Source organism: Klebsiella sp. K-Nf6, from assembly GCF_002806655.1.
In the GTDB taxonomy this organism is placed as follows: domain Bacteria; phylum Pseudomonadota; class Gammaproteobacteria; order Enterobacterales; family Enterobacteriaceae; genus Klebsiella; species Klebsiella variicola.
Map to the genome: position 1 here is coordinate 114427 of NZ_PIBN01000003.1, position 22360 is coordinate 136786.

23 protein-coding genes are annotated in these 22360 nt (G+C 59.1%); 11 read left to right on the forward strand and 12 right to left on the reverse strand.

Features of this window, described 5'->3' with window-relative positions; translation table 11 throughout:
- Positions 1-71 precede the first annotated feature (71 nt).
- The 5 genes from CWM61_RS06950 to cysE all read left to right on the forward strand — a co-directional run bounded on the left by CWM61_RS06950 (position 72) and on the right by cysE (position 3302).
- Positions 72-503, forward strand: a complete 432-nt coding sequence (locus CWM61_RS06950; RefSeq protein ID WP_008806855.1) for a rhodanese-like domain-containing protein — start codon at positions 72-74, stop codon at positions 501-503.
- 105 nt (positions 504-608) lie between these two features.
- On the forward strand, positions 609-860 hold the full coding sequence (grxC, locus tag CWM61_RS06955; protein WP_008806856.1) for a glutaredoxin 3: 252 nt from the start codon (positions 609-611) through the stop codon (positions 858-860).
- A 60-nt stretch (positions 861-920) separates the two neighbouring features.
- The gene (gene secB / locus CWM61_RS06960) at positions 921-1388 is read left to right on the forward strand and encodes a protein-export chaperone SecB (protein ID WP_002922428.1); all 468 of its coding nucleotides are present in this window, start codon (positions 921-923) and stop codon (positions 1386-1388) included.
- Positions 1388-2407, forward strand: coding sequence for an NAD(P)H-dependent glycerol-3-phosphate dehydrogenase (gene gpsA / locus CWM61_RS06965; protein WP_008806857.1), 1020 nt, complete (start codon positions 1388-1390; stop codon positions 2405-2407). Before secB ends, gpsA begins: the two co-directional genes overlap by 1 nt.
- A gap of 73 nt (positions 2408-2480) precedes the next feature.
- Entirely contained in the window at positions 2481-3302 is an 822-nt protein-coding gene (gene cysE / locus CWM61_RS06970; RefSeq protein WP_061152969.1) for a serine O-acetyltransferase, read from the forward strand.
- A gap of 81 nt (positions 3303-3383) precedes the next feature.
- On the opposite strand, the gene trmL is transcribed toward cysE, so the two are convergent.
- From trmL to CWM61_RS06995, 5 genes are all read right to left on the reverse strand, one after another.
- Positions 3384-3857, reverse strand: coding sequence for a tRNA (uridine(34)/cytosine(34)/5-carboxymethylaminomethyluridine(34)-2'-O)-methyltransferase TrmL (gene trmL, locus CWM61_RS06975; protein WP_074386960.1), 474 nt, complete (start codon positions 3855-3857; stop codon positions 3384-3386).
- A 92-nt stretch (positions 3858-3949) separates the two neighbouring features.
- Positions 3950-5134 (reverse strand): FMN-dependent L-lactate dehydrogenase LldD, encoded by a 1185-nt coding sequence (lldD, locus tag CWM61_RS06980; RefSeq protein WP_008806858.1) that lies wholly within the window; start codon positions 5132-5134, stop codon positions 3950-3952.
- On the reverse strand, positions 5134-5907 hold the full coding sequence (gene lldR / locus CWM61_RS06985) for a transcriptional regulator LldR (RefSeq protein ID WP_061152971.1): 774 nt from the start codon (positions 5905-5907) through the stop codon (positions 5134-5136). Before lldR ends, lldD begins: the two co-directional genes overlap by 1 nt.
- Positions 5904-7559 carry an L-lactate permease gene (lldP, locus tag CWM61_RS06990; protein ID WP_100630973.1) on the reverse strand — a complete coding sequence of 552 codons (1656 nt, stop codon included), beginning with the start codon at positions 7557-7559 and terminating at the stop codon, positions 5904-5906. The genes lldR and lldP overlap by 4 nt, the downstream gene beginning before the upstream one ends.
- 284 nt (positions 7560-7843) lie before the next feature.
- A complete protein-coding gene (locus CWM61_RS06995) occupies positions 7844-8206 on the reverse strand; it encodes a YibL family ribosome-associated protein (protein ID WP_061152973.1) in 363 nt (120 codons plus the stop codon).
- A 272-nt stretch (positions 8207-8478) separates the two neighbouring features.
- Between CWM61_RS06995 and CWM61_RS07000 the strand changes: the two genes are divergently transcribed.
- Positions 8479-8703: a hypothetical protein gene (locus CWM61_RS07000; RefSeq protein WP_012540317.1), complete on the forward strand. Its 225-nt coding sequence runs from the start codon at positions 8479-8481 to the stop codon at positions 8701-8703.
- Here the strand turns inward: CWM61_RS07000 and mtlR are convergent.
- The 3 genes from mtlR to mtlA form a co-directional block, all read right to left on the reverse strand.
- Entirely contained in the window at positions 8692-9288 is a 597-nt protein-coding gene (gene mtlR / locus CWM61_RS07005; RefSeq protein ID WP_100630974.1) for a mannitol operon repressor MtlR, read from the reverse strand. The two genes, CWM61_RS07000 and mtlR, sit on opposite strands and share 12 nt — an antisense overlap.
- Positions 9288-10436, reverse strand: a complete 1149-nt coding sequence (gene mtlD / locus CWM61_RS07010) for a mannitol-1-phosphate 5-dehydrogenase (RefSeq protein ID WP_100630975.1) — start codon at positions 10434-10436, stop codon at positions 9288-9290. The genes mtlR and mtlD overlap by 1 nt, the downstream gene beginning before the upstream one ends.
- A gap of 102 nt (positions 10437-10538) precedes the next feature.
- The gene (mtlA, locus tag CWM61_RS07015; protein WP_061152975.1) at positions 10539-12446 is read right to left on the reverse strand and encodes a PTS mannitol transporter subunit IICBA; all 1908 of its coding nucleotides are present in this window, start codon (positions 12444-12446) and stop codon (positions 10539-10541) included.
- Between the two features lie 538 nt (positions 12447-12984).
- Here mtlA and CWM61_RS07020 point away from each other — a divergent pair.
- The 5 genes from CWM61_RS07020 to selB all read left to right on the forward strand — a co-directional run bounded on the left by CWM61_RS07020 (position 12985) and on the right by selB (position 18540).
- On the forward strand, positions 12985-13353 hold the full coding sequence (locus tag CWM61_RS07020) for a DUF3302 domain-containing protein (RefSeq protein ID WP_100630976.1): 369 nt from the start codon (positions 12985-12987) through the stop codon (positions 13351-13353).
- A gap of 3 nt (positions 13354-13356) precedes the next feature.
- Positions 13357-14493 (forward strand): HlyD family secretion protein, encoded by a 1137-nt coding sequence (locus CWM61_RS07025; RefSeq protein ID WP_100630977.1) that lies wholly within the window; start codon positions 13357-13359, stop codon positions 14491-14493.
- 106 nt (positions 14494-14599) lie between these two features.
- Positions 14600-15208, forward strand: a complete 609-nt coding sequence (locus tag CWM61_RS07030) for a glutathione S-transferase (RefSeq protein WP_004145238.1) — start codon at positions 14600-14602, stop codon at positions 15206-15208.
- Positions 15209-15313: 105 nt separating this feature from the next.
- Entirely contained in the window at positions 15314-16702 is a 1389-nt protein-coding gene (selA, locus tag CWM61_RS07035; RefSeq protein WP_100630978.1) for an L-seryl-tRNA(Sec) selenium transferase, read from the forward strand.
- Complete coding sequence (selB, locus tag CWM61_RS07040; protein WP_100630979.1) at positions 16699-18540, forward strand: selenocysteine-specific translation elongation factor; 1842 nt, start codon at positions 16699-16701, stop codon at positions 18538-18540. The genes selA and selB overlap by 4 nt, the downstream gene beginning before the upstream one ends.
- A 51-nt stretch (positions 18541-18591) precedes the next feature.
- On the opposite strand, the gene araD is transcribed toward selB, so the two are convergent.
- The 4 genes from araD to CWM61_RS07060 are packed head-to-tail and all read right to left on the reverse strand — an operon-like array spanning position 18592 to position 22301.
- Positions 18592-19290, reverse strand: coding sequence for an L-ribulose-5-phosphate 4-epimerase (gene araD, locus CWM61_RS07045; RefSeq protein WP_100630980.1), 699 nt, complete (start codon positions 19288-19290; stop codon positions 18592-18594).
- Entirely contained in the window at positions 19284-20144 is an 861-nt protein-coding gene (locus CWM61_RS07050) for an L-ribulose-5-phosphate 3-epimerase (protein ID WP_100630981.1), read from the reverse strand. The genes araD and CWM61_RS07050 overlap by 7 nt, the downstream gene beginning before the upstream one ends.
- Positions 20137-20799, reverse strand: coding sequence for a 3-keto-L-gulonate-6-phosphate decarboxylase UlaD (gene ulaD, locus CWM61_RS07055; RefSeq protein ID WP_100630982.1), 663 nt, complete (start codon positions 20797-20799; stop codon positions 20137-20139). The genes CWM61_RS07050 and ulaD overlap by 8 nt, the downstream gene beginning before the upstream one ends.
- Positions 20796-22301, reverse strand: coding sequence for an FGGY-family carbohydrate kinase (locus CWM61_RS07060; protein WP_100630983.1), 1506 nt, complete (start codon positions 22299-22301; stop codon positions 20796-20798). The genes ulaD and CWM61_RS07060 overlap by 4 nt, the downstream gene beginning before the upstream one ends.
- Positions 22302-22360 lie beyond the last annotated feature (59 nt).

The following is a 22360-nucleotide window of genomic DNA, read 5'->3' on the forward strand; positions in this document are numbered from 1 at the left end:
GTATTTGCCGCAATGCACAGGTATACTCCTTCCCTGGTTTTTTATCACTTAGTCGGGAGTTGTAACCCCCCATGCAAGAAATTATGCAATTCATCGGCCGTCACCCGGTCCTGAGCATCGCGTGGATCGCGCTGCTGGGTGCGGTACTGTTCACCACCTTTAAAGGGTTGATGTCGAAAGTTAAAGTCATCACCCGTGGTGAAGCGACGCGTCTTATCAATAAAGAAGATGCGGTGGTGGTCGACCTGCGTCAGCGTGACGATTTCCGTAAAGGCCATATTGCCGGCGCCATCAACCTGCTGCCTGCCGATATCAAAGCCAATAACGTCGGCGAGTTGGAAAAACACAAATCGCAACCCATTATTGTGGTAGACGGTTCCGGCATGCAGGCGCAAGAGCCAGCCAGCGCGCTGAACAAAGCCGGGTTTGAAAAAGTCTTTGTACTGAAAGAGGGCATCGCTGGCTGGAGCGGCGAAAACCTTCCTCTGGTACGCGGCAAATAACTTACCTCGCGTGGTAATGCCGCCGCACTTTCCCCTTCATGCCTGACGTGAGGGGAAGCTCAGGCTGCGGCGTAAAACCCCCAGGGTAAAAACAGGAGTAAAGTCATGGCCAATATTGAGATCTACACCAAAGCGACCTGCCCGTTCTGCGTACGTGCGAAAGCGCTGTTGAACAGCAAAGGCGTAACGTTCCATGAGTTGCCGATCGATGGCGATGCCGCGAAGCGTGAGGAGATGATCCAGCGCAGCGGACGGACGACGGTTCCGCAGATTTTTATTGATGCGCAGCACATTGGCGGCTGTGACGACTTGTATGCGCTTGATTCACGTGGTGGACTTGATCCCCTCTTGCGCTAATTTTTGCGCGCTTTCCCTGGCGGAAGCGCGTATTTAAGGACAACACGAAAGGGTTTTACTATGTCAGAACAAAACAGCACCGAAATGACCTTCCAGATCCAGCGTATCTATACCAAAGATATCTCTTTTGAAGCGCCGAACGCGCCGCAAGTTTTCCAGAAAGACTGGCAGCCGGAAGTTAAACTTGATCTGGATACCGCCTCCACCCAGCTGGCTGAAGGCGTTTATGAAGTGGTGCTGCGTGTGACCGTGACCGCCGCGCTGGGCGAAGAAACCGCGTTCCTCTGTGAAGTACAGCAGGGCGGTATTTTCTCCATCGACGGCATCGAAGGCACCCAGATGGCGCACTGCCTCGGCGCATACTGCCCGAACATTCTGTTCCCGTACGCGCGCGAGTGCATCACCAGCCTGGTTTCCCGCGGTACCTTCCCGCAACTTAACCTTGCGCCAGTGAACTTCGACGCGCTGTTTATGAACTATCTGCAGCAGCAGGCTGGCGAAGGTGCTGAACAACATCAGGATGCCTGATGAACGCACTTAATGCTGCAATGACTGTGATCGGTGCCGGCTCTTACGGCACCGCTCTTGCCATCACCCTGGCGAGAAATGGCCACCACGTTGTGCTCTGGGGCCATGACCCGAAACATATCGCGACGCTGCAACACGATCGCTGCAACGCCGCGTTCCTTCCCGATGTTCCTTTCCCGGATACGCTGCATCTTGAGAGCGACCTGGCTACGGCGCTGGCTGCCAGCCGCGACATCCTGGTCGTGGTGCCAAGCCATGTGTTCGGCCAGGTATTACGTCAGATTAAACCGCTGATGCGTCCCGACGCACGTCTGGTGTGGGCGACTAAAGGCCTGGAGGCTGAAACCGGCCGCCTGCTGCAGGACGTGGCGCGTGAAGCGCTGGGCGATGATATCCCGCTGGCGGTGATCTCGGGGCCAACCTTCGCCAAAGAGCTGGCCGCCGGCCTGCCGACGGCGATTTCTCTGGCAGCGACGGATCCGCAGTTTGCCGAGGATCTGCAGCACCTGCTGCACTGCGGCAAAAGCTTCCGCGTCTACATCAACCCGGACTTTATCGGCGTGCAGCTCGGCGGCGCGGTGAAAAACGTCATCGCCATCGGGGCAGGTATGTCGGACGGCATCGGCTTCGGCGCCAATGCGCGTACGGCGCTGATCACCCGCGGGCTGGTGGAAATGTCCCGTCTTGGGGCGGCGCTGGGCGCCGATCCGGAAACCTTTATGGGCATGGCCGGCCTGGGTGACCTGGTGCTCACCTGCACCGACAACCAGTCCCGTAACCGTCGCTTCGGCATGATGCTCGGCCAGGGTATGGACGTGCAGAGCGCCCAGGACAAGATTGGCCAGGTGGTCGAAGGCTACCGCAATACCAAGGAAGTTCGCGTTCTGGCACAGCGTTTAGGTGTCGAAATGCCAATAACCGAGGAAATTTATCAGGTATTGTATTGCGGAAAAATTGCGCGCGAGGCAGCATTGACCTTATTGGGTCGCGCCCGCAAGGACGAGCGCAGCAGTAATTAGCTTTCCTTTGTCACCTGAATGACCCTGCCAGCGCAGAACTGGCAGGTCATTATCATATCGTCTGGAGTATGCAATGCCGTGTGAAGAACTGGATATCGTCTGGAATAATATTAAAGCCGAAGCCCGGGCTCTGGCTGACTGTGAGCCGATGCTCGCCAGTTTTTACCACGCTACGCTACTCAAGCATGAAAATCTGGGCAGTGCGCTGAGCTATATGCTGGCCAACAAGCTGGCCTCGCCGATTATGCCGGCGATCGCCATTCGCGAAGTGGTGGAAGAAGCCTATGCCGCCGATCCGGAAATGATCGCCGCCGCCGCCTGCGATATTCAGGCGGTGCGCACGCGCGACCCGGCGGTGGATAAATACTCCACGCCGCTGCTCTACCTGAAGGGTTTCCATGCGCTGCAGGCCTATCGTATCGGCCACTGGCTGTGGACTCAGGGCCGACGTGCGCTGGCGATTTTCCTGCAAAATCAGGTTTCCGTCTCGTTCCAGGTGGATATTCACCCGGCGGCGAAAATCGGCCGCGGGATCATGCTCGACCACGCCACCGGCATTGTGGTCGGCGAAACGGCGGTGATTGAAGATGACGTCTCTATCCTGCAGTCGGTCACCCTCGGCGGGACCGGTAAAACCAGCGGCGACCGTCACCCGAAAATTCGCGAAGGCGTGATGATTGGCGCCGGGGCGAAGATCCTCGGTAATATCGAAGTGGGACGTGGGGCGAAGATTGGCGCCGGTTCGGTGGTATTGCAGCCGGTTCCGCCGCACACCACCGCGGCGGGCGTACCGGCGCGCATCGTCGGCAAGCCGGAGAGCGACAAGCCGGCGATGGATATGGATCAGCATTTCAACGGCATCCACCACACCTTCGAGTACGGCGACGGGATTTGATGTATTGCCATTTGCCGGCGTTAAGCTCAGAGATGTAACCCGGATAAGGCGCGCTGCGCCGCCATCCGGGAATGGCTCAGGTTAGCTGCGCAACACGGCGCCCGGATACCCCAGCTGGCGCCAGGCTTCATACACCACCACCGACACCGCGTTGGACAGGTTCATGCTGCGGCTGTCCGGCATCATCGGAATACGGATTTTCTGCTCTGGCGGCAGGGCATCAAGGATGCTGGCCGGCAGACCGCGGGTTTCCGGGCCAAACATCAAGAAATCGCCATCCTGATAGCTCACTGCGCTGTGCGCCGGCGTGCCTTTGGTGGTCAGAGCGAACAGACGCTGCGGCTGCGCGCTGGCGGTAAACGCCGCGTAATCCGCATGGCGCTGCACGGCAGTGAACTCGTGATAGTCCAGACCGGCGCGTCTCAGGCGCTTATCGTCCCAGGTAAAGCCCATCGGCTCAATGATATGCAGACTGAAGCCCGTGTTGGCGCACAGGCGGATAATATTCCCGGTGTTCGGCGGGATTTCTGGTTCGAATAACACGATGTTCAGCATACTGCCCCCTTAATTGCGGGGGGCAGAATAGCAGATATTTGTTGAACCCTCACCCTGAGGGAGAGGGGCGGCGTAAGGGAAAACGTGGAGAATTACGCGGCGTTATTCTGCTTGAGCGCATCGAAGGTCTGCAGCGCTTCGGCATTCTGCACCAGCGAATCACGGCTGATTTCACGGATGGTTTTCGCCCCGGTCAGGGTCATCGCCACTTTCATCTCTTTCTCGATCAGGTTCAGCAGATTCGCCACTCCCTGCTTACCGTGGGTCGCCAGGGCGTACAGATACGCGCGGCCCAGCAGTACGCTGTCGGCGCCCAGGGCGATCATCCGCACCACGTCGAGACCGTTGCGGATGCCGCTGTCGGCGAGAATAGTAATGTCGCCTTTCACCGCGTCGGCAATCGCCGGCAGGGCGCGGGCCGAGGAGAGTACGCCATCGAGCTGGCGGCCGCCGTGGTTGGAGACCACAATGCCGTCAGCGCCGAAGCGCACCGCGTCGCGGGCGTCTTCCGGATCGAGGATCCCTTTGATCACCATCGGGCCGTCCCAGAAATCGCGGATCCACTCGAGGTCTTTCCATGAAATCGACGGATCGAAGTTATTCGCCAGCCAGCCGATGTAATCCTCCAGACCGGTCGGTTGGCCGAGATAGGCGGAGATGTTGCCCAGATCGTGCGGGCGACCGTTAAGGCCGACGTCCCACGCCCACTGCGGATGAGTCACGGCCTGCCAGTAGCGGCGCAGGGCGGCGTTCGGGCCGCTCATGCCGGAATGGGCGTCGCGGTAGCGGGCGCCAGGGGTCGGCATATCGACGGTAAAGACCAGCGTCGAGCAGCCTGCGGCTTTAGCGCGCTCCAGCGCATTGCGCATAAAGCCGCGGTCGCGCAGAACGTACAGCTGGAACCACATCGGGCGCTTGATGGTCGGGGCGACCTCTTCAATCGGGCAAACGGAAACGGTAGAGAGGGTGAACGGAATGCCTTTGTCGTCTGCTGCACCCGCCGCTTGCACTTCGCCGCGGCGGGCGTACATGCCGCACAGCCCGACCGGCGCCAGCGCCGTCGGCATCGCCAGCTTCTCATTGAACAGAGTGGTCTCGAGACTCAGGTCCGACATATTGCGCAAAATACGCTGGCGCAAGGCCACATCGGAAAGGTCCTCGACGTTGCGGCGCAGGGTATGTTCGGCGTAGGCGCCGCCGTCGATATAGTGGAACAGAAACGGCGGCAGGATACGCTGTGCGGCGGCGCGATAGTCGCTGGCGGCGGAAATAATCATCACGAGTTCTCCCTGGAATTTTCATTGTGGTCACCGGGCAGGCGGGTAATTCGCGCCTGGCGGGCCTGGTCTTCATCAAAACGTTTAATCGTGGCGTGGACAAAACCTAAGTGGCCCATCATCGCCTGGCGCGCCGCCTCGGCGTCACCGGCAACAATAGCCTCCATCACGGCCTGGTGCTGCTCAGTCAGGCGGGCAAACACCGGCGGCACCAGATACATCCGCTGGCGGCTCTGCTTAACGGAGGAGTGCAGCAGGTCGAAAAAGCCGCGCATGGTTTGCAGAAGTACCACGTTATGCGAGGCTTCGGCGATCGCCAGATGGAAGCGGACGTCCGCCTGGGAGGCGATATCCGGGTCTTCACTCTGGGTCGCTTCAAAGCACAGGCGAATTTTTTCTTTATCAGCGTCGGTCGCCCGCATCGCTGCGTGCCACGCGGTGCTGGCCTCAATGGCGTGGCGGGCTTCGAGGATGTCAAAACTGTAGTCGGGGTCGTCAGCCAGCAGCGTCTTCAGCGGCTGGACGATGTTTTGCTCGGACCACGGTTCATGCTGCCAGCGGACGAAGGTGCCGCCGCCGCGACGGCTCAGCAGCAGCCCTTCGTTGACCAGCATCGCCAGCGCTTCGCGCAGGGAATTGCGCGAAACACCGAGCTGGGCGGCGAGCTGGCGTTCGGCGGGCAGTCGCATGCCCGCCTCCAGCTGTTGTTCTTCAATCAGCGCCCGGACGCGACGCGCCACGTCGTCGGCCAGGCGTTTAGGCATCACTATCACGGGATCATCCAGGTTAAAACGTAGGCCTGCAGCGTGGTGATCAGGCCCACCATGCAGGTGAAGATCAGGCTGTGTTTGACGGTAAAGCGGAACAGATCCGACTCTTTACCCACCAGGCCTACCGCGGCGCAGGCGATGGCGATCGACTGCGGAGAAATCATCTTGCCAGTGACGCCGCCGGTGGTGTTGGCCGCGACCAGCAGAATATCGGAGACGCCAATCTGCTGCGCCGCCGTCGCCTGCAGCGCGGCAAACAGGGCGTTAGACGAGGTGTCCGAACCGGTCAGGAATACCCCCAGCCAGCCAAGGAACGGCGAGAAGAAGGTAAACGCGTGGCCAGTATGGGCCAGCGCCAGAGCCAGGGTCGACGACAGCCCGGAGTAGTTAGAGATAAAGGCGAACGCCAGCACCATACCGATAGAGTAGATTGGCAGCGCCAGATCCTTCAGCGTCCCGGCGAAGGTGGTCAGCGCGTCTTTCGGCTTCATGCGCAGCCAAACGATGGACAGCAGGGCGGCGAACAGAATGGCGGTGCCAGTTGCCGACAGCCAGTCGAATTTATACACCGCGGCGTATGGCGTCGCGGCGCTAACCACCGGCGGCATACGGGCAACCATTTTGTCGAGGAACGGCACCGAAATATTGATGACGAAGTCATACATTGCGCCGCCCGGTGCGAACAGCGCTTTAAACGGCGGTACGCTCCACAGGGTTACGGTGGCGGTCAGGAACAGGAACGGCGACCAGGCGCGGATCACTTGTCCCGCGGTGTAGCGGGTACGAGCCAGCGTCATATCAACCTGCGAGGCGCCGATGTCGCCGAAGCGGAAGATGCGCACCGGCTGCCAGCGTTTGAGGAACAGGGTCAGACAGACCAGGGAGACCAGCGACGAGATGATGTCCGGCAGCTCCGGGCCAAGGAAGTTAGAGCTGAGGTACTGGGCGATGGCGAACGAACCACCTGCAACCATCACCGCCGGCCAGGTCTCTTTGATGCCCCGCCAGCCATCCATGATGGCCATGATCCAGAACAGGACGATAATGGTCAGGAACGGCAGCTGGCGGCCCACCATCTGGCCGATAGCAAAGCTGTCGATACCGGTCACCTGGCCGGCGACCAGGATCGGGATGCCCATCGCGCCGAAGGCCACCGGCGCGGTGTTGACGATCAGGCACAGGCCAGCCGCATACAGCGGGTTAAACCCAAGGCCGACCAGCAGCGCGGCGGTAATCGCGACCGGGGCGCCGAAACCCGCCGCCCCTTCGAGAAAGGCGCCGAACGAGAAGCCGACGATCAGCATCTGCAGGCGCTGGTCCGGTGTAATCGACAGAATCGATGAGCGGATGATGTCGAACTGCCCGGTCTTCACCGAGATTTTATAGACGAAGACCGCGGCGATAATAATCCACGCGATAGGCCACAGGCCATAGAAGAAGCCGTAGACCACCGAGGCTAAGGCGCGGTCCACCGGCATTTTATAGAACAGCAAGGCGACGGCCAGCGCGATAGCGACGGTCCAGGTGGCAGCGATATAGCCTTTCAGTTTGAGCTTAATCAGCGCAAAAAAGAAAAACAGAATCGGTAGCGATGCGATAAGACTGGATAACCAGATATTACCGGCGGGATCGTAGTTTTGTTGCCAGAGATTCATGCAGGGTCTCCATCGGGCCGCCAGGAGAGGAGGGCTGAGTCTGCGCTCATTGCCGATCCCATCGTAGGTAAAATTGGCCCGGCCAATTAAGGGTATCAGGGTTGATGACAACGAATGGTTAATCAGATGTTGCTCTTAAGCAACGTGTTTGTGATGTATTTTGATGGATTTGTGAACTGCTGGGGGGTAGATGAAATTATTGGTTGGACCAATCGGCCTGGCTGGGGATAAAAACAGGGGGAGTGGAGACAGAATGACCCTCTCCGGGCGGAGAGGGCAGGGGATCAGAATTCGCTGCGGGCGAAACCGGTCATCTCTTGCAGACCCATTTCCCGGCCCAGGGCGGTCATCGGATGGACGACCACCAAACCGCGAACGCTTTTCTTCAGCTTGCCCATATCGGCCTGCTCTTTTTTGGTAATCGCGCGGCGGAACGGCAGACTCATCAGCTTCTGCGCCTCTTTGCTCAGCTTCTGGCTCTGGACGGAACGCAGACGTTCAATCTCGGCTTCCAGGGTGGCTTTTTCTTTTTCCAGCTCGGCGTATTTGTCGGCGGCTTCCACCAGCGACAGCTCGGCCTGCTGATGGCGGATGGCGTCGAGACGGTCGCTCAGACGCTTGATTTCATTCTTTTCGACTTCTTTCATGGTGACTTAATCTGTTAATAAAGGGGCTTCATTCGCCTATAGTATGTGCCGTGACCGCCATTGTTGATAGTTATTTATCAAAAATTCGCCGTTTATCGCCGTCAGAATGGGATACTCATACTAGCTAATAATTTGAATTTTATTAATATTCTGCCTAACACCTGGTCTAATTTCATTTCTGTGAAGCCTGTCGGCGGATAAGCACGTTTTCCTTAACCCGCGCCGGTGATTTGACTAATGCTTATTAAGATTATTCCCAAAAGGAGGACGTGATGGCAAAGATCGGCGACGGCGTACCACGTTTAATCGATAAAGCGGTTGATTTTATGGCTTCCAGTCAGGCGTTTATGGAGTATTTGAAAAAATCTCCGCGTCTGCAGCATATACCGCGAGATATTCCCCAGGATAAGGAAGCGTTGTTTCTGCAGCGTCTGGAATATTATCGTCAGCTTTACCGGCCGACCTGCGACCAGACGGAGCCGGAATCAGAGCGTTGATTTCCGGAAGGCTTTTTTTAAGCTGATTCGCGAAATCAGCTCAGTCAGGGACAACACCATTGTTGAGCGCACCATCTGCTGGTAACGCAGCTTCTGCATTGCCAGCAGTTCTGCATCGCTGTCATCAAACTGCGGCGTTGGCGGCAGGGCGGCGACGCAGTGCAGCTCGCCGAACGGACCGATAATTTCGTCGTCGGTAAAGCTGTACTCATTGCCGTCGTGGTTGAGCTCTTCGCGCAGGGCCATCAGCAGTTCGGCGTCTTCATATTCGGCACGACTTATCACCCCAAGGCCATAAATCAGCTTCAGGCGTACAGAGAGATCGCCGAGCGGCCCGCTGCCCTCCAGCAAAGGCTCGACGGCGTATTTCACCGCGTAGTCGTCTTTACGGAACACCTGAAGCACCAGAATATTGACCGCTTCCGTTAACAGTTCGACGGTGGCGATCAGGAAGCTTCGTACGGTTTTGCCAGCATTCAGACGCTCAAGCACACGGTTTTCAAATGCTTGTGTTTCTTCCATCATTGCCTGCATATCTGACAGGAGTCGTAATGGGCGCGACGTTGGTCGCGCCAGGTTGTGCATCATTTTTCCGCGTTGTAGTCGTTAACGGCCTCCGCGACGACATCACTTGCGGCATCCAGGCCGGAAATCTGCGCCAGCGCGGCCTGCGGCCCCTTGTCGGCGATCAATGCCGCCAGCTCCTGCGCCTGCGGATCGTCTTCGCTACGGAAATGCATCGCCGCCGCAATCCCTTTCACCAGGTTGCGGTGCGGCAGACCGTATTCCAGTGTACCCAGCAGCGGCTTAATTAAACGGTCGCCGGCGCTCAGTTTGCGCAGCGGCTGACGGCCAACGCGCTCGACATCGTCTTTCAGGTACGGGTTCTCGAAACGTCCAAGAATTTTCTGGATATAAGCCGCGTGTTTCTGCGGGTCAAAGGCGTAACGTTTGATCAGCACCGCGCCGCTCTCTTCCATCGCGCCCTGCACGACGGCACGAATTTTCTCGTCGAGGATCGCGTCGCGAATCGTCTGGTGGCCCGCCAGTTTTCCGAGGTAGGCGGTTATAGCATGCCCGGTGTTCAAGGTGAAGAGCTTGCGTTCGACAAATGCCATCAGGTTATCAGTTAATTCCATTCCCGGGATAGTCGGCAGCGCGCCCTTGAACTGGGTCTCATCGACAATCCACTCGCTGAAGGTTTCCACGGTGACTTCCAGCGGGTCATGGGTGGCGGAAGCCGATGGCGGCACAATACGGTCAACGGCAGAGTCGACAAAGCCGATATGGGCTTCAACCCACGCTTTATCTTCTTCGGCCAGCGCGTTAAATACGTGGCCTTTTAACTGCGTGGTGCCGCGCACCATATTTTCGCAGGCGATAATGTTCAGCGGGCGTTCGGTGCCCTGCGCTTTGCGCTTCGCCAGCCCTTTGGCGATGGCCGGGGCGATGCGCTCGAGTACGACGGGACCGACGGCGGTGGTGACCAGATCCACCTCAGCGATCAGGTCCACAACCTCATCGCCGATGCTGCTGACGGCATTGACGCCGGAGACAGTATCCACCTGCTCATTCTCACCGACGACGTGAACCTGATAGCTATGACGGGCATTCAGGGCATCAAGTACGGTCTGATTGACATCGGCGAACGTCAGTTCGATGCCCGCGTCGGCCAGCAATTTACCGATAAAGCCACGTCCGATATTACCTGCGCCAAAATGTAATGCTTTCATAGTATTAACCTTCAATTAATGTTTTTACCTGAGAGGGCTGGGGTGAGGCTTTTCCCCTCACCCAAACCCTCTCCCAAAGGGAGAGGGAATGGACCGCTTTGGTTATTTATTCAACAGTGCCAGAACTTCGTCGACGCTGGTGGTTTTCGCCAGGCGCTCAATCACGGTTTCGTCATCCAGGGCGTTAGTCAGGCTGGTGATAACCTGAATATGCTCGTTGTTGCGGGCCGCGATGCCGATGACCAGACGGGCGACATCGTCTTCATCTTCCCCAAAGCGCACGCCTTCCGGGTACTGGCAGAAGACGACGCCGGTTTTCAGCACTCGGTCTTTCGCTTCGATGGTGCCGTGCGGTACCGCGATGGACTCGCCGAGATAGGTTGAGGTCAGTTTTTCGCGGTCCAGCATCGCCTGCACATATTCCGGCTCGACGTAGCCGCCTTTCACCAACTGCTCGCCGGCGAAGCGAATGGCTTCTTCTTTGGTGGCCGCTTTGCGACCGAGGAAGATGTTATCCGCGCCCAGCTGGAACAGGTTTTTGTCGCCATCATCAAAGCTGTCTTTCAGGCTATCGGTGACTTTGACTTCGTTGTCGATGTGCCGCTGGGCCGCGACCAGACGCTCGGTCAGGCTGGTGTACAGACCGCTGTCGAGGAAGTTGGTCAGCGAAATATGCTGCGCCTGCGGTACCTGGCGCATGGCGCGCTCGGTCAGGTCGCGGTGGGTGATGACCAGGTCAACATCCGGCGGCAGGTTATTGATTGCGCTGTTGGTGACCGAGATGTTGCTCAGTCCGGCATCCTGCACTTTCTTGCGCAGTACCCCGGCACCCATGGCGCTGGAGCCCATCCCGGCGTCGCAAGCGACGATGATTTTACGCACATGGCTCAGGTCGTTGGTCACATTACCGGCCGCCAGCGGGCTACCGCCTTTGGATTCCGCTTTCATGTCGTGCATACGACGCGTCGCGGCTTCGATATCGTCTTCTTCTTTTACCTTGCTGGTCTTCAGCAGAACCGCAGAGACCACGAAGGAGACTGCCATCGCTGCGATAATCGCGGCGATGTTAGCGAAGTAGGCCCCTTTCGGCGTCATCGCCAGCACTGCCAGGATAGAGCCCGGGGAAGCCGGAGAGACCAGACCGCCGTTGAGGATGGTCAGGGTGAAGACACCGGTCATCCCGCCGAGGATAACGGCCAGGATCAGACGCGGGTTCATCAGCACGTACGGGAAGTAGATTTCATGGATACCCCCCAGGAAGTGGATGATCGCCGCCCCGCCTGCAGACTGTTTTGCGCTGCCGCGGCCAAAGAACATGTACGCCAGCAGAACGCCCATCCCCGGACCCGGGTTAGCTTCAATCAGGAAGAAGATGGATTTACCCAGCTCGTGGGACTGCTGAATACCCAGCGGCGAGAAGATACCGTGGTTGATGGCGTTATTGAGGAACAGGATTTTTGCCGGTTCCACGAAGATAGACGCCAGCGGCAGCATGTCGTGCGCCACCATAAAGTTAACGCCAGCCGCCAGAATTTTCGACAGAACTTCAACCGCCGGGCCGATGCCGAGGAAGGCCAGGATGGCAAGGATCATCCCGATGATGCCAGCGGAGAAGTTATTCACCAGCATTTCAAAACCGGATTTGATCTTACCGTCTACCCAGTTATCGAACTTCTTGATGCAGTAGCCGCCCAGCGGGCCGGCAATCATTGAGCCGAGGAACATCGGCATATCCGCGCCGACGATAACGCCCATGGTGGTGATCGCCCCGACCACGCCACCACGTTCGCCGCCGACTAATTTACCGCCGGTGTAACCGATCAGCAGGGGCAGCAGGTAGGTGATCATCGGACCGACCAGCTTCGCCAGCGTTTCGTTTGGCAACCACCCTGTCGGAATGAAAAGCGCGGTGATGATACCCCACGCGATAAACGCGCCGATATTCGGCATCACCATATTGCTGAGGAAACGACCAAAGCTTTGCACCTTGATCTTGATATCGGATGACATAAAACACCCCTTCTTCTGTTTTGCGTATCGCGCAGGCTAAAAGCCCGAGGTTTGTTGTTAATGTGGCGGCAGAGGTAGCCGGACCCTGATTGATAGTGCGAAATCTGGCACTGAATCGTTAAGCTGTCCAGCCAGCGCCCTTTTGTGTGATACGGATCACATGAATATAGGGGGCAAAGCGGTTTTTGTAGTGATGTTGATCACATAACGCCTGTGTAAAAAAACAACACAGCGCCTTTTTAGCCGCTGATCTGCCTTTTTGTGTGATATTTGTCACAATTTTGTTTCGTGGTTTTGTTGTTTGTTTGTGATTTTGATCACAAAAAATTTCGCGGGGGATTTTCGCCGCTGTGATCTCGGCCCGGTTTTGCTTCCACGTCGGGATGACTCTGTAACTAAGCAACCTTAACTGCTGAATAACTTTTTTACGCCGGATGGCAAAAATGAAAGGCGTGAATTATGCTCAAAATAGCGGCCCGAATGTCAGTGGGTCGTGAATAAAATTCATATAAATTATTAGCGTAAAGCCGAGGGAATTATGTTTCTCAATTATTTTGCGCTGGGCGTTCTGATCTTCGTTTTTCTGGTCATTTTTTATGGAATTATCATTATTCACGATATTCCTTATTTGATCGCCAAAAAACGCAACCACCCTCATTCCGATGCTATTCATGTCGCCGGATGGGTCAGTCTTTTTACTCTCCACGTCATCTGGCCGTTTTTATGGATTTGGGCCACGTTGTACCAGCCTGAGCGCGGCTGGGGCATGCAGCATAAGGTGAATACGGACCCTGACGAACCTGAAAAAGAGACCGATATACAACAGCTTCGCCAACGACTGAGCGACCTTGAACACCAGGTGGCGGCCATCCAGCGGCCACAGTCCACCTCTGCGGCGGAGAAATAATCTATGGATCTGTTGATAATTTTGACCTACGTGGCCATCGCCTGGTCGATATTTAAAATCTTCAAAATACCGGTAAATAAATGGACGGTACCTACCGCGGCGCTGGGGGGGGTATTTATTGTTAGCGCGCTTATTTTATTAATGAACTATAACCACCCGTACACCTTTCTGGCGCAAAAGGCGGTGATATCTATTCCTATTACGCCGCAGGTTACCGGAGTGGTTGACAGCGTCACTGACAAAGCGAATCAGCGCGTCAGAAAGGGCGAGGTGCTTTTTACTATTGACCCGGCGCGCTATCAGGCGCGGGTCGACCGTCTGCAGGCCGACCTGGTGACGGCGCGGCACAGTATTAACACCCTCAAGGCGCAGCTCTCTGAAGCCCAGGCCAACACCACCCGCGTGTCGGCGGAACGCGATCGCTTATACAAGGACTATCAGCGCTACCTGAAAGGGAGCCAGGCGCGGGTGAACCCGTTCTCGGAAAGCGACATTGATAACGCCAGGCAGAATTATCTTGCCCAGGATGCGCTGGTCAAGGCGTCGGTAGCGGAGCAGGCGCAGATCCAGAGCCAGCTGGACAGCATGATCAATGGCGAGCAGTCGCAAGTGGTTAGCCTGCGCGCCCAACTGGCGGAGGCGAAATACAATCTCGACCAGACCACTGTGCGGGCGCCCAGCGATGGGTATATCACCCAGGTGCTGATCCGCCCGGGGACCTATGCCGCCTCGCTGCCGCTGCGCCCGGTAATGGTATTTATCCCGGAGCAAAAACGGCTGATCGTCGCCCAGTTTAGGCAAAACTCCCTGTTAAGGCTGGAGAAAGGAGACGATGCGGAAGCGGTGTTTAATGCTCTGCCCGGGCAGGTGTTCCACGGCAAACTGGTGAGCATTTTACCGGTGGTGCCGGGGGGAAGTTATCAGGCGCAAGGGGCGTTGCAGTCGCTGACCGTGACGCCGGGCAGTGATGGCGTGCTGGCGACCATTGAGCTCGACCCCAATGCCGAAATTGATGCGCTACCCGATGGCATCTACGCGCAGGTGGCAGTCTACTCCGACCATTTCACCCACGTCTCGGTAATGCGTAAAGTGCTGCTGCGCATGACCAGCTGGATGCACTACCTCTATCTCGATCATTAATGCGATCGGCGGCAGGTTGAGCGGGATGCTCACCTGCCTTTTGCCCCGCCCTGAGCCATACTCATATCTTTGTTGGCGATAATTTGTTGGCGATAAGGAGCAGGCTATGAAACTGATCGGCAGCTACACCAGTCCCTTTGTGCGCAAAATCTCCGTGATCCTGCTGGAAAAGCGCATCCCTTTTGAGTTTGTCAACGAATCCCCCTACAGCGAAAGCAACGGTGTGGCGCGCTATAATCCGCTGGGCAAAGTGCCGGCGCTGGTGACGGACGACGGTGAGTGCTGGTTTGACTCCCCGGTCATCGCCCAGTATCTGGAGCTGCTGGGCGTGGCGCCGCCGATGATCCCCGCCGACCCCAGAGCCGCTCTCAGGATGCGTCAGCTTGAAGCGCTGGCGGATGGGGTCATGGAGGCCGCCCAGGCGCTGGTGCGCGAAAAAGCCCGCCCTGGCGCGCAGCAGTCAGAACAAGAGCTGCTCCGCCAGCGGGAGAAAGTGGCTCGTGGCCTCGACAGGCTGGAAGCCTGCGCGGCAGATGGAACGCTGCGCGGCGACGAGGTCAATCTGGCGACCATTTCCACGGCCTGCGCCATTGCTTATCTGAACTTTCGCCGGGTAGCGCCCGGCTGGTGCGCCACCCGGCCGCAGCTGGTGAAGCTGGTGGATGCGTTGTTCCAGCGCGCCAGCTTTGCGCGTACCGAACCGCCGCGGACTTGACCCAGGCAGGTAACAGTTTGCGCAGGGAGGCGTTACAATCGCCACTGATTGTTGACTCCCTCTCCCGTCGGGAGGGGGGAAAATAACTTACCGCCAGGCCCATTCATGACTACCGATATTCGTGCGCTTTATACCCGGCTTCCGGCCATTGACCGCTTACTACGCGACCCCGCTTTTTCTCCCCTGCTGGCGCAGCACGGCCATTCGCAGGTGGTGGCGCAGCTGCGCCAGATGCTGGATGAGGCACGGGAACAGATTAGCCAACGGCAGACGCTTCCTGACTGGAGCCATGACTGGCTGCACGCCTGCGCGCAGCGGCTCACCGCCGGCCAGCAGAGCGCTCTGCGTCCGGTGTTTAATCTCACTGGTACGGTGTTGCATACCAATCTCGGGCGCGCCATTCAGGCGGAGTCGGCCGTGGAGGCGGTCGCCAGCGCGATGCGCGCGCCGGTGACGCTCGAATATGATCTCGACGACGCCGGGCGCGGCCATCGCGATCGCGCCATTGCTGATCTGCTGTGCCAGATCACCGGCGCGGAAGATGCCTGCATTGTGAACAACAACGCGGCGGCCGTTCTGTTGATGCTGGCGGCCACCGCCAGCGGCCGCGAAGTGGTGGTCTCCCGCGGCGAACTGGTGGAGATCGGCGGGGCATTTCGCATTCCCGACGTGATGCGCCAGGCGGGTTGTCAGCTGCACGAAGTGGGTACCACCAACCGCACCCATGCCAAAGACTATCGCCAGGCGGTGAATGACAATACTGCGCTGCTGATGAAGGTTCACACCAGCAACTACAGTATTGAGGGCTTTACCAAAGCCGTCGACGAAGCGGAGCTGGCGGCCATTGGCCGCGAACTGGACGTCCCGGTGGTGGCTGACCTGGGCAGCGGGTCGCTGGTGGATCTCAGCCAGTATGGCCTGCCGAAGGAGCCGATGCCGCAGGAGATGATCGCCGCCGGGGTGAGCCTGGTCAGTTTCTCTGGCGACAAGCTGCTCGGCGGCCCGCAGGCCGGAATTATCGTCGGCAAACGCGCGCTGATTGCCCGGCTGCAAAGCCATCCGCTGAAGCGGGCCCTGCGCGCGGATAAAATGACCCTCGCGGCGCTGGAAGCCACGCTGCGCCTCTATCAGCACCCGGAGGTGCTGACGGAGAGATTACCGACGCTGCGCTTGCTCACCCGTCCGGCGGAAGAGATCCGTCGGCTGGCTGAACGCCTGCAGCCTGACCTGGCGGCACACTATGCTGATTTTGCCGTCAGCGTGGCAGCCTGCCAGTCGCAGATTGGCAGCGGCTCGTTACCCGTCGACCGCCTGCCCAGCGCGGCATTGACTTTTACCCCGCATGACGGCCGCGGCAGCCGGCTGGCGGCACTGGCGGCCCGCTGGCGCGCACTGCCGTGCCCGGTGATTGGCCGCATTGATGACGGTCGGCTCTGGCTGGACCTGCGCTGTCTGGAAGATGAAACCCGGTTTATGGAGATGTTGTTACGATGATTATTGCCACCGCTGGACATGTTGACCACGGCAAAACGACGCTGCTGCAGGCGATAACCGGCGTGAATGCCGATCGTCTGCCGGAAGAGAAAGCGCGGGGAATGACGATCGATCTCGGCTATGCCTACTGGCCGCAGCCGGACGGGCGGGTGCTGGGATTTATTGACGTTCCCGGGCACGAAAAGTTTTTGTCCAACATGCTGGCGGGGGTGGGGGGTATTGACCATGCGCTGCTGGTGGTGGCCTGCGATGACGGGGTGATGGCGCAAACCCGCGAACACCTGGCGATCCTGCAGCTGACCGGAAAGCCGACGCTGACCGTGGCGCTGACCAAAACGGACCGCGTGGCGGCCGACAGGGTGGCGGAGGTGCAGGCGGAGGTCGAGCAGACCCTGCGCGAGCTGGGCTTTGACGCCGTCGCTTTCTTTCCCACCGCGGCGGCGGAAAACATCGGTATTGCCGAACTGCGCAGCCATCTGCTGCAGCTTGCGGAGCGCCCCCACCCGCAGCAGCAGCGGTTTCGCCTGGCGCTGGACCGCGCTTTTACCGTCAAAGGCGCGGGGCTGGTGGTCACCGGGACGGCGCTCTCCGGCGAAGTACGGGTCGGGGATACCCTGTGGCTCACCGGCGTGAACACGCCGATGCGCGTGCGTGGTCTGCATGCCCAGAATCAAGCGGTTGAGCAGGCGCACGCCGGGCAGCGCATTGCGCTGAATATTGTCGGCGATGCGCAGAAAGAGGCAGTGCACCGCGGCGACTGGCTGTTGTCCTCACCGCCGCCGGAGCCTGCAGAACGGGTGATTGTCGAGCTGCAGTGCCATACGCCGCTCAGCCAGTGGCAGCCGCTGCATATTCACCACGCTGCCAGCCACATTACCGGCCGGGTGTCGCTCCTCGAGGGCAATCTGGCGGAGCTGGTGCTGGATACCCCGCTGTGGCTGGCGGATAACGACCGGCTGGTGCTCCGCGATATCTCTGCGCGTATGACGCTGGCCGGCGCACGGGTGGTGACGCTGGATCCTCCGCGCCGCGGCAAACGTAAACCGGAATATCTGCAGTGGCTGCACGCTCTGGCGGCGGTCGGCGCTGACGATGCGCAGGCGCTTGAGCTGCATCTGCAGCGGGATGCCGTCCGGCTTGAGCGCTTCGCCTGGGCACGGCAGCTCAGCGAAGCCGGAATGGCGGCCTTGATCCAGCGACCGGACTATCTGCAGGCCGGACAGCGCCTGCTCAGTGCCCCGCTTGCCGCCCGCTGGCAGCGAAAATTGCTGGAAGCCCTGGCGCGCTACCATGAGCAGCATCGCGACGAGCCTGGTCCGGGCCGGGAGCGCCTGCGTCGCATCGCGCTGCCGATGGAAGATGAAGCGCTGGTGCTGCTGCTGATTGAGCAGATGCGCGAGAGCGGCATAGTCCACAGCCATCACGGCTGGCTGCATTTGCCGGAGCATAAAGCCGGGTTTACCGACGAGCAGCAGGCGGTCTGGCAGAAGGTGGAAACCCTGTTCGGCGATGACCCCTGGTGGGTGCGCGATCTCGCGCGCGAAGTCCATGTTGAAGAGTCCCTGATGCGCGCGGTGCTGCGCCAGGCGGCGCAGCAGGGGATGATTACCGCGATCGTCAAGGATCGTTACTACCGCAACGATCGCATTGTGCAGTTCGCCCAGCGGGTGCGCGAGCTGGATCAGCTGCGCGGATCAACCTGCGCCGCGGATTTCCGCGATACCTTAAACGTCGGGCGGAAGCTGGCGATCCAAATCCTGGAGTATTTCGATCGGATTGGCTTCACCCGCCGTCGCGGTAACGATCATATCCTGCGCGATAAAGCATTGTTTCTGTAATCATTAACGTCGGTTCCCCGGCGTCATGCCGGGGAAGAGAGGCGGTTGGCGTCAGTTTTGCCCGTAATAGGCGTTCGCGCCGTGCTTGCGCAAATAGTGTTTATCCAGCAATACCGACTGCATCTCCGGCAACTGAGGCGAGAGCTGGCGCGAGAACAGCCCCATATACGCGCACTCCTCAAGCACCACGGCGTTATGTACGGCGTCTGCGGCGTCTTTTCCCCAGGCGAACGGACCGTGTGAATGGACAAGTACCGCCGGAACCTGTGCCGGATCGAGGCGCCGTTCTTCAAAGGTCTGAATAATCACTTCGCCGGTCTGATACTCATATTCCCCGTTAATTTCCTCTTCGGTCATCAGGCGGGTACAGGGGATCGTGCCATAGAAGTAGTCGGCGTGGGTGGTGCCCCAGGCGGGCAGATCGAGACCCGCCTGCGACCAGATCGTCGCGTGGCGGGAGTGGGTATGCACGATCCCGCCGATCTGCGGATAACGGCGATAGAGTGCCAGATGGGTCGGCGTGTCCGATGAAGGCTTTTTGCCGCCGGCCACTACTTTGCCGCTGGCGATCTCGACCACCACCATATCCTCGGCGGTCATCACGTCGTATTCCACGCCGGAAGGTTTGATCACCATCAGCGTGCGTGTTTCATCGACCGCGCTGACGTTGCCCCAGGTAAACGTCACCAGCTGGTGTGCCGGGAGCGCCAGGTTGGCCGCCAGCACGTCGGCTTTGAGCTGTTCTAACATGCGAATCCTCCTTCCTGCATCCGCGCTTCTATCCAGCGCCGGGCTTGAATAATTTCCAGTACCGGCTCTTTGGCTTTTTCCGTCCACATCTCAATCAGAAATGCGCCGCGATAGTTCAGCTCATGCAGCGTTTTGAAGATGCCGACGAAATCCACACAGCCTTCGCCAAACGGTACGTCGCGGAACTGACCGGGGCTCTGCGCGGTCACCGGCTGGGTATCTTTTAAATGAATGGCGGCGATGCGATCGATACCCAGCTTCAGCTCGGCGGTGACGTCGTTTCCCCAGGCGCTAAGATTGCCCACGTCCGGGTAGACCGAGAACCACGGCGAGGCGAGCATCTCATCCCACTTTTTCCATTTGCTGATGGAGTTCATAAAAGCGGTATCCATGATCTCCACCGCCAGCATCACCTGCGCCGCTGCGGCCTGTTCCACTGCCCACGCCAGCCCTTCGGCAAAGCGCTGTTGGGTACCTTCATCATGCGCTTCGTAATAGACGTCATACCCTGCCAGCTGAATGGTGCGGATGCCAAGATCGCGCGCCAGACGGATGGCTTTGGTCATGATCTCTCGTGCCCGCTGGCGCACGGCCGCATCGCGGCTGCCAAAAGGGAAACGGCGATGCGCGGAGAGGCACATCGACGGGACCGCCACGCCGGTTTCCAGCATAGCGGTGACCAGCGAGGCGCGCTGCGCTGGGCTCCAGTCGAGACGCGACAGCCGCTCGTCGGTCTCATCCACCGACATCTCGACGAAATCGAAACCGCAGCTTTTCGCCAGCACCAGCCGTTCCGGCCAGCTGAGATCTTTCGCCAGTGCTTTCTCATAGATCCCTAACGGATGGTTACGCATGCTTATCTCCCCAGATAGCGTCGATCTGCGCATGGAACGCCGCGGCGACCTGCGCCGGTTGTGGCGCGCCCGCTAGCGCGCGTCCGGCAATAAACGCTTTCACCTGAATATCTTTGAACAACGGCAGATCGGCCGGGGTGATGCCGCCGGTGATCGACAGCTGAAGGCCGATATCTGAGAGCGCTTTCATCCGCGCCAGATCGACGTCACTCCACTGTTGTCCGCTGGCCTGGGCATCGCGGCCGCGATGGTAAATCGCCTGGCGGACGCCGGTGCGGTACCAGGCGCGAGCGTCATCCAGCGTCCAGTTGCCAAACAACTCCATCTGTATTTCACCGCCGCAGCTTTGCGCGACGGCGTGGCCCTTTTCCACCGTGGCGAGGGGCGCGGCGCAGATGATGGTCATCCAGTTGGCGCCAGCGGCAAAAGCCTGCTGAGCCAGCGTTTCTCCCGCATCGGCAACCTTCCAGTCGGCGACGATGATTTTATCCGGACATTGGGCGCGCAGGGCTTTCACCGCGCTAAGGCCTTCTGTTAAACAGAGGATGGTGCCGGCTTCAACGATATCGACGTGGTCCTGTAACAGGGCGACATCGCGGCTGGCCGCTTCAAGGCGGGTATGGTCGAGCGCCAGTTGCAGTAAGGGTCGGCTCATAATGCATGCTCCTTAATACGGGCGTGATAGCCCTGTAGTGCTTCAATCAAATGTTGGTAATGGCAATATTTTTGCTGGTAGCGCGCGTGGGTGGCCATGTCAGGCAGCAGCGTGCGCACCGGGTGCTGAAGGTGGCGGCAGGCATCGTTGAAATCACGATAAACGCCAGTGCCGACCCGGGCGGCGAGCGCGGCGCCAAAGCAGCCGGTCTCCTCTACCTGCGGCAGCTCGACGCGCAGGCCGCTGACGTCCGCCAGCATTTGCATCCAGACGTCGGAGTGCGCCGGGCCGCCGGTGACGCGCAGGGCCTGCACGTGGGTAAAGCGTTCGCGCATGCGGTTGAGGTGGGTCATGTGGCTGAACACCACGCCCTCATAGACCGCCTGCAGCAGATGCGCGCGGGTGTGGAGCGCCTGCATGCCATAGAAGCCGCAGGTCATCTCCAGCCCGGCGTTGCTGCCGTAGAGAAACGGCAGAAAAAAGAGGTCGCTACCGGCCTTTGGCAGGCCGGCGACGGCCTGATTGATATCGTCAAAAGAGAGTTCGCCCCACTGGGCGGTGAACCATTCGAGGTTGCCCGACGAGGTGGGGCTGGCTTCGTGAACAATGTACTGCCCGTCGTTGACGTAGCGGCCGTAGACGTAAGGGTGCGCTTCATGGTCGCGCAGGCCGCGGGTGATCCCGCTGGTGACGGCCCAGGTGCCCATCACCGCGTTGAGCGTGAATTCATCCTTGATACCGGCGCAGAGTGCGGTGGAGACCACATCAAACAGACCGCCGACGACGGGGGTTCCCGCCGCCAGACCGGTGATGGCGGCTGCCTGAGCGGTGATCTCCCCGCCTTTTTCTGCAGAACCGATGAGGGGCGGCAGCGCACCGTCAATTTCGCCGATACCCAACCATTGGGTCAGACGCGGGTCGTACTGGCCGCTGGTCATGTTGTAGAGATTGGATTCAGAGATGTTGCTCTCTTCGCACCCTTTCACGCCGGTCAGGCGCCAGCGCAGATAGTCATGGCCCATCATCACGCAGCCAATTTGCGCGTAGCGCTGTGGTTCATGTTCTTTCACCCAGCGCAGCAGCGAGGCGGGATGTCCAGTCCACAGAGTCTGGCGGGTGACGGGATAGAGCTTTTCCGGGATCCCATCCTGTTGCCAGCGCTGGACGATCGCCAGCGCCCGGCGGTCGGAAGAGAGCATGGCATGGCCCAGCGGGCGATCCTGTTTATCAAGCAGGAACAGCCCCTTGCCCTGCGCGGAGATGCCCACGCCTTTAATTTGTTCACCGCAGATACCGGTACGTCGTAACAGCCCGGCGATGGTGGCGGCGCACTGCTGCCAGAGCTGGTCCATGTCACGCTCGGCATAACCTGGCAAAGGCGACAGCGTCTGCAGTGATTGTCGGTTAATGCCATGTTCACGGCCTTGCGCGTCATATAATCCGGCTTTCAGATAGGTACCACCGCAGTCAATGCCCAGCCAGAAGCGTGCTTTCTCACTCATTTTTTATCTCTCAATGTTGCCGGATGGCGCTGCGCTTAGCCGGCCTGCGGGAAGATGAC

Coding starts and splice junctions, on each gene's coding strand:
- CWM61_RS06950 (WP_008806855.1), top strand. CDS start 72: ATGCAAGAAATTATGCAATTCATCGGCCGTCACCCGGTCCTGAGCATC.
- grxC (WP_008806856.1), top strand. CDS start 609: ATGGCCAATATTGAGATCTACACCAAAGCGACCTGCCCGTTCTGCGTA.
- secB (WP_002922428.1), top strand. CDS start 921: ATGTCAGAACAAAACAGCACCGAAATGACCTTCCAGATCCAGCGTATC.
- gpsA (WP_008806857.1), top strand. CDS start 1,388: ATGAACGCACTTAATGCTGCAATGACTGTGATCGGTGCCGGCTCTTAC.
- cysE (WP_061152969.1), top strand. CDS start 2,481: ATGCCGTGTGAAGAACTGGATATCGTCTGGAATAATATTAAAGCCGAA.
- trmL (WP_074386960.1), bottom strand. CDS start 3,857: ATGCTGAACATCGTGTTATTCGAACCAGAAATCCCGCCGAACACCGGG.
- lldD (WP_008806858.1), bottom strand. CDS start 5,134: ATGATTATTTCCGCCGCCAGCGACTATCGCGCCGCCGCACAGCGTATC.
- lldP (WP_100630973.1), bottom strand. CDS start 7,559: ATGAATCTCTGGCAACAAAACTACGATCCCGCCGGTAATATCTGGTTA.
- CWM61_RS06995 (WP_061152973.1), bottom strand. CDS start 8,206: ATGAAAGAAGTCGAAAAGAATGAAATCAAGCGTCTGAGCGACCGTCTC.
- CWM61_RS07000 (WP_012540317.1), top strand. CDS start 8,479: ATGGCAAAGATCGGCGACGGCGTACCACGTTTAATCGATAAAGCGGTT.
- mtlR (WP_100630974.1), bottom strand. CDS start 9,288: ATGCACAACCTGGCGCGACCAACGTCGCGCCCATTACGACTCCTGTCA.
- mtlD (WP_100630975.1), bottom strand. CDS start 10,436: ATGAAAGCATTACATTTTGGCGCAGGTAATATCGGACGTGGCTTTATC.
- mtlA (WP_061152975.1), bottom strand. CDS start 12,446: ATGTCATCCGATATCAAGATCAAGGTGCAAAGCTTTGGTCGTTTCCTC.
- CWM61_RS07020 (WP_100630976.1), top strand. CDS start 12,985: ATGTTTCTCAATTATTTTGCGCTGGGCGTTCTGATCTTCGTTTTTCTG.
- CWM61_RS07025 (WP_100630977.1), top strand. CDS start 13,357: ATGGATCTGTTGATAATTTTGACCTACGTGGCCATCGCCTGGTCGATA.
- CWM61_RS07030 (WP_004145238.1), top strand. CDS start 14,600: ATGAAACTGATCGGCAGCTACACCAGTCCCTTTGTGCGCAAAATCTCC.
- selA (WP_100630978.1), top strand. CDS start 15,314: ATGACTACCGATATTCGTGCGCTTTATACCCGGCTTCCGGCCATTGAC.
- selB (WP_100630979.1), top strand. CDS start 16,699: ATGATTATTGCCACCGCTGGACATGTTGACCACGGCAAAACGACGCTG.
- araD (WP_100630980.1), bottom strand. CDS start 19,290: ATGTTAGAACAGCTCAAAGCCGACGTGCTGGCGGCCAACCTGGCGCTC.
- CWM61_RS07050 (WP_100630981.1), bottom strand. CDS start 20,144: ATGCGTAACCATCCGTTAGGGATCTATGAGAAAGCACTGGCGAAAGAT.
- ulaD (WP_100630982.1), bottom strand. CDS start 20,799: ATGAGCCGACCCTTACTGCAACTGGCGCTCGACCATACCCGCCTTGAA.
- CWM61_RS07060 (WP_100630983.1), bottom strand. CDS start 22,301: ATGAGTGAGAAAGCACGCTTCTGGCTGGGCATTGACTGCGGTGGTACC.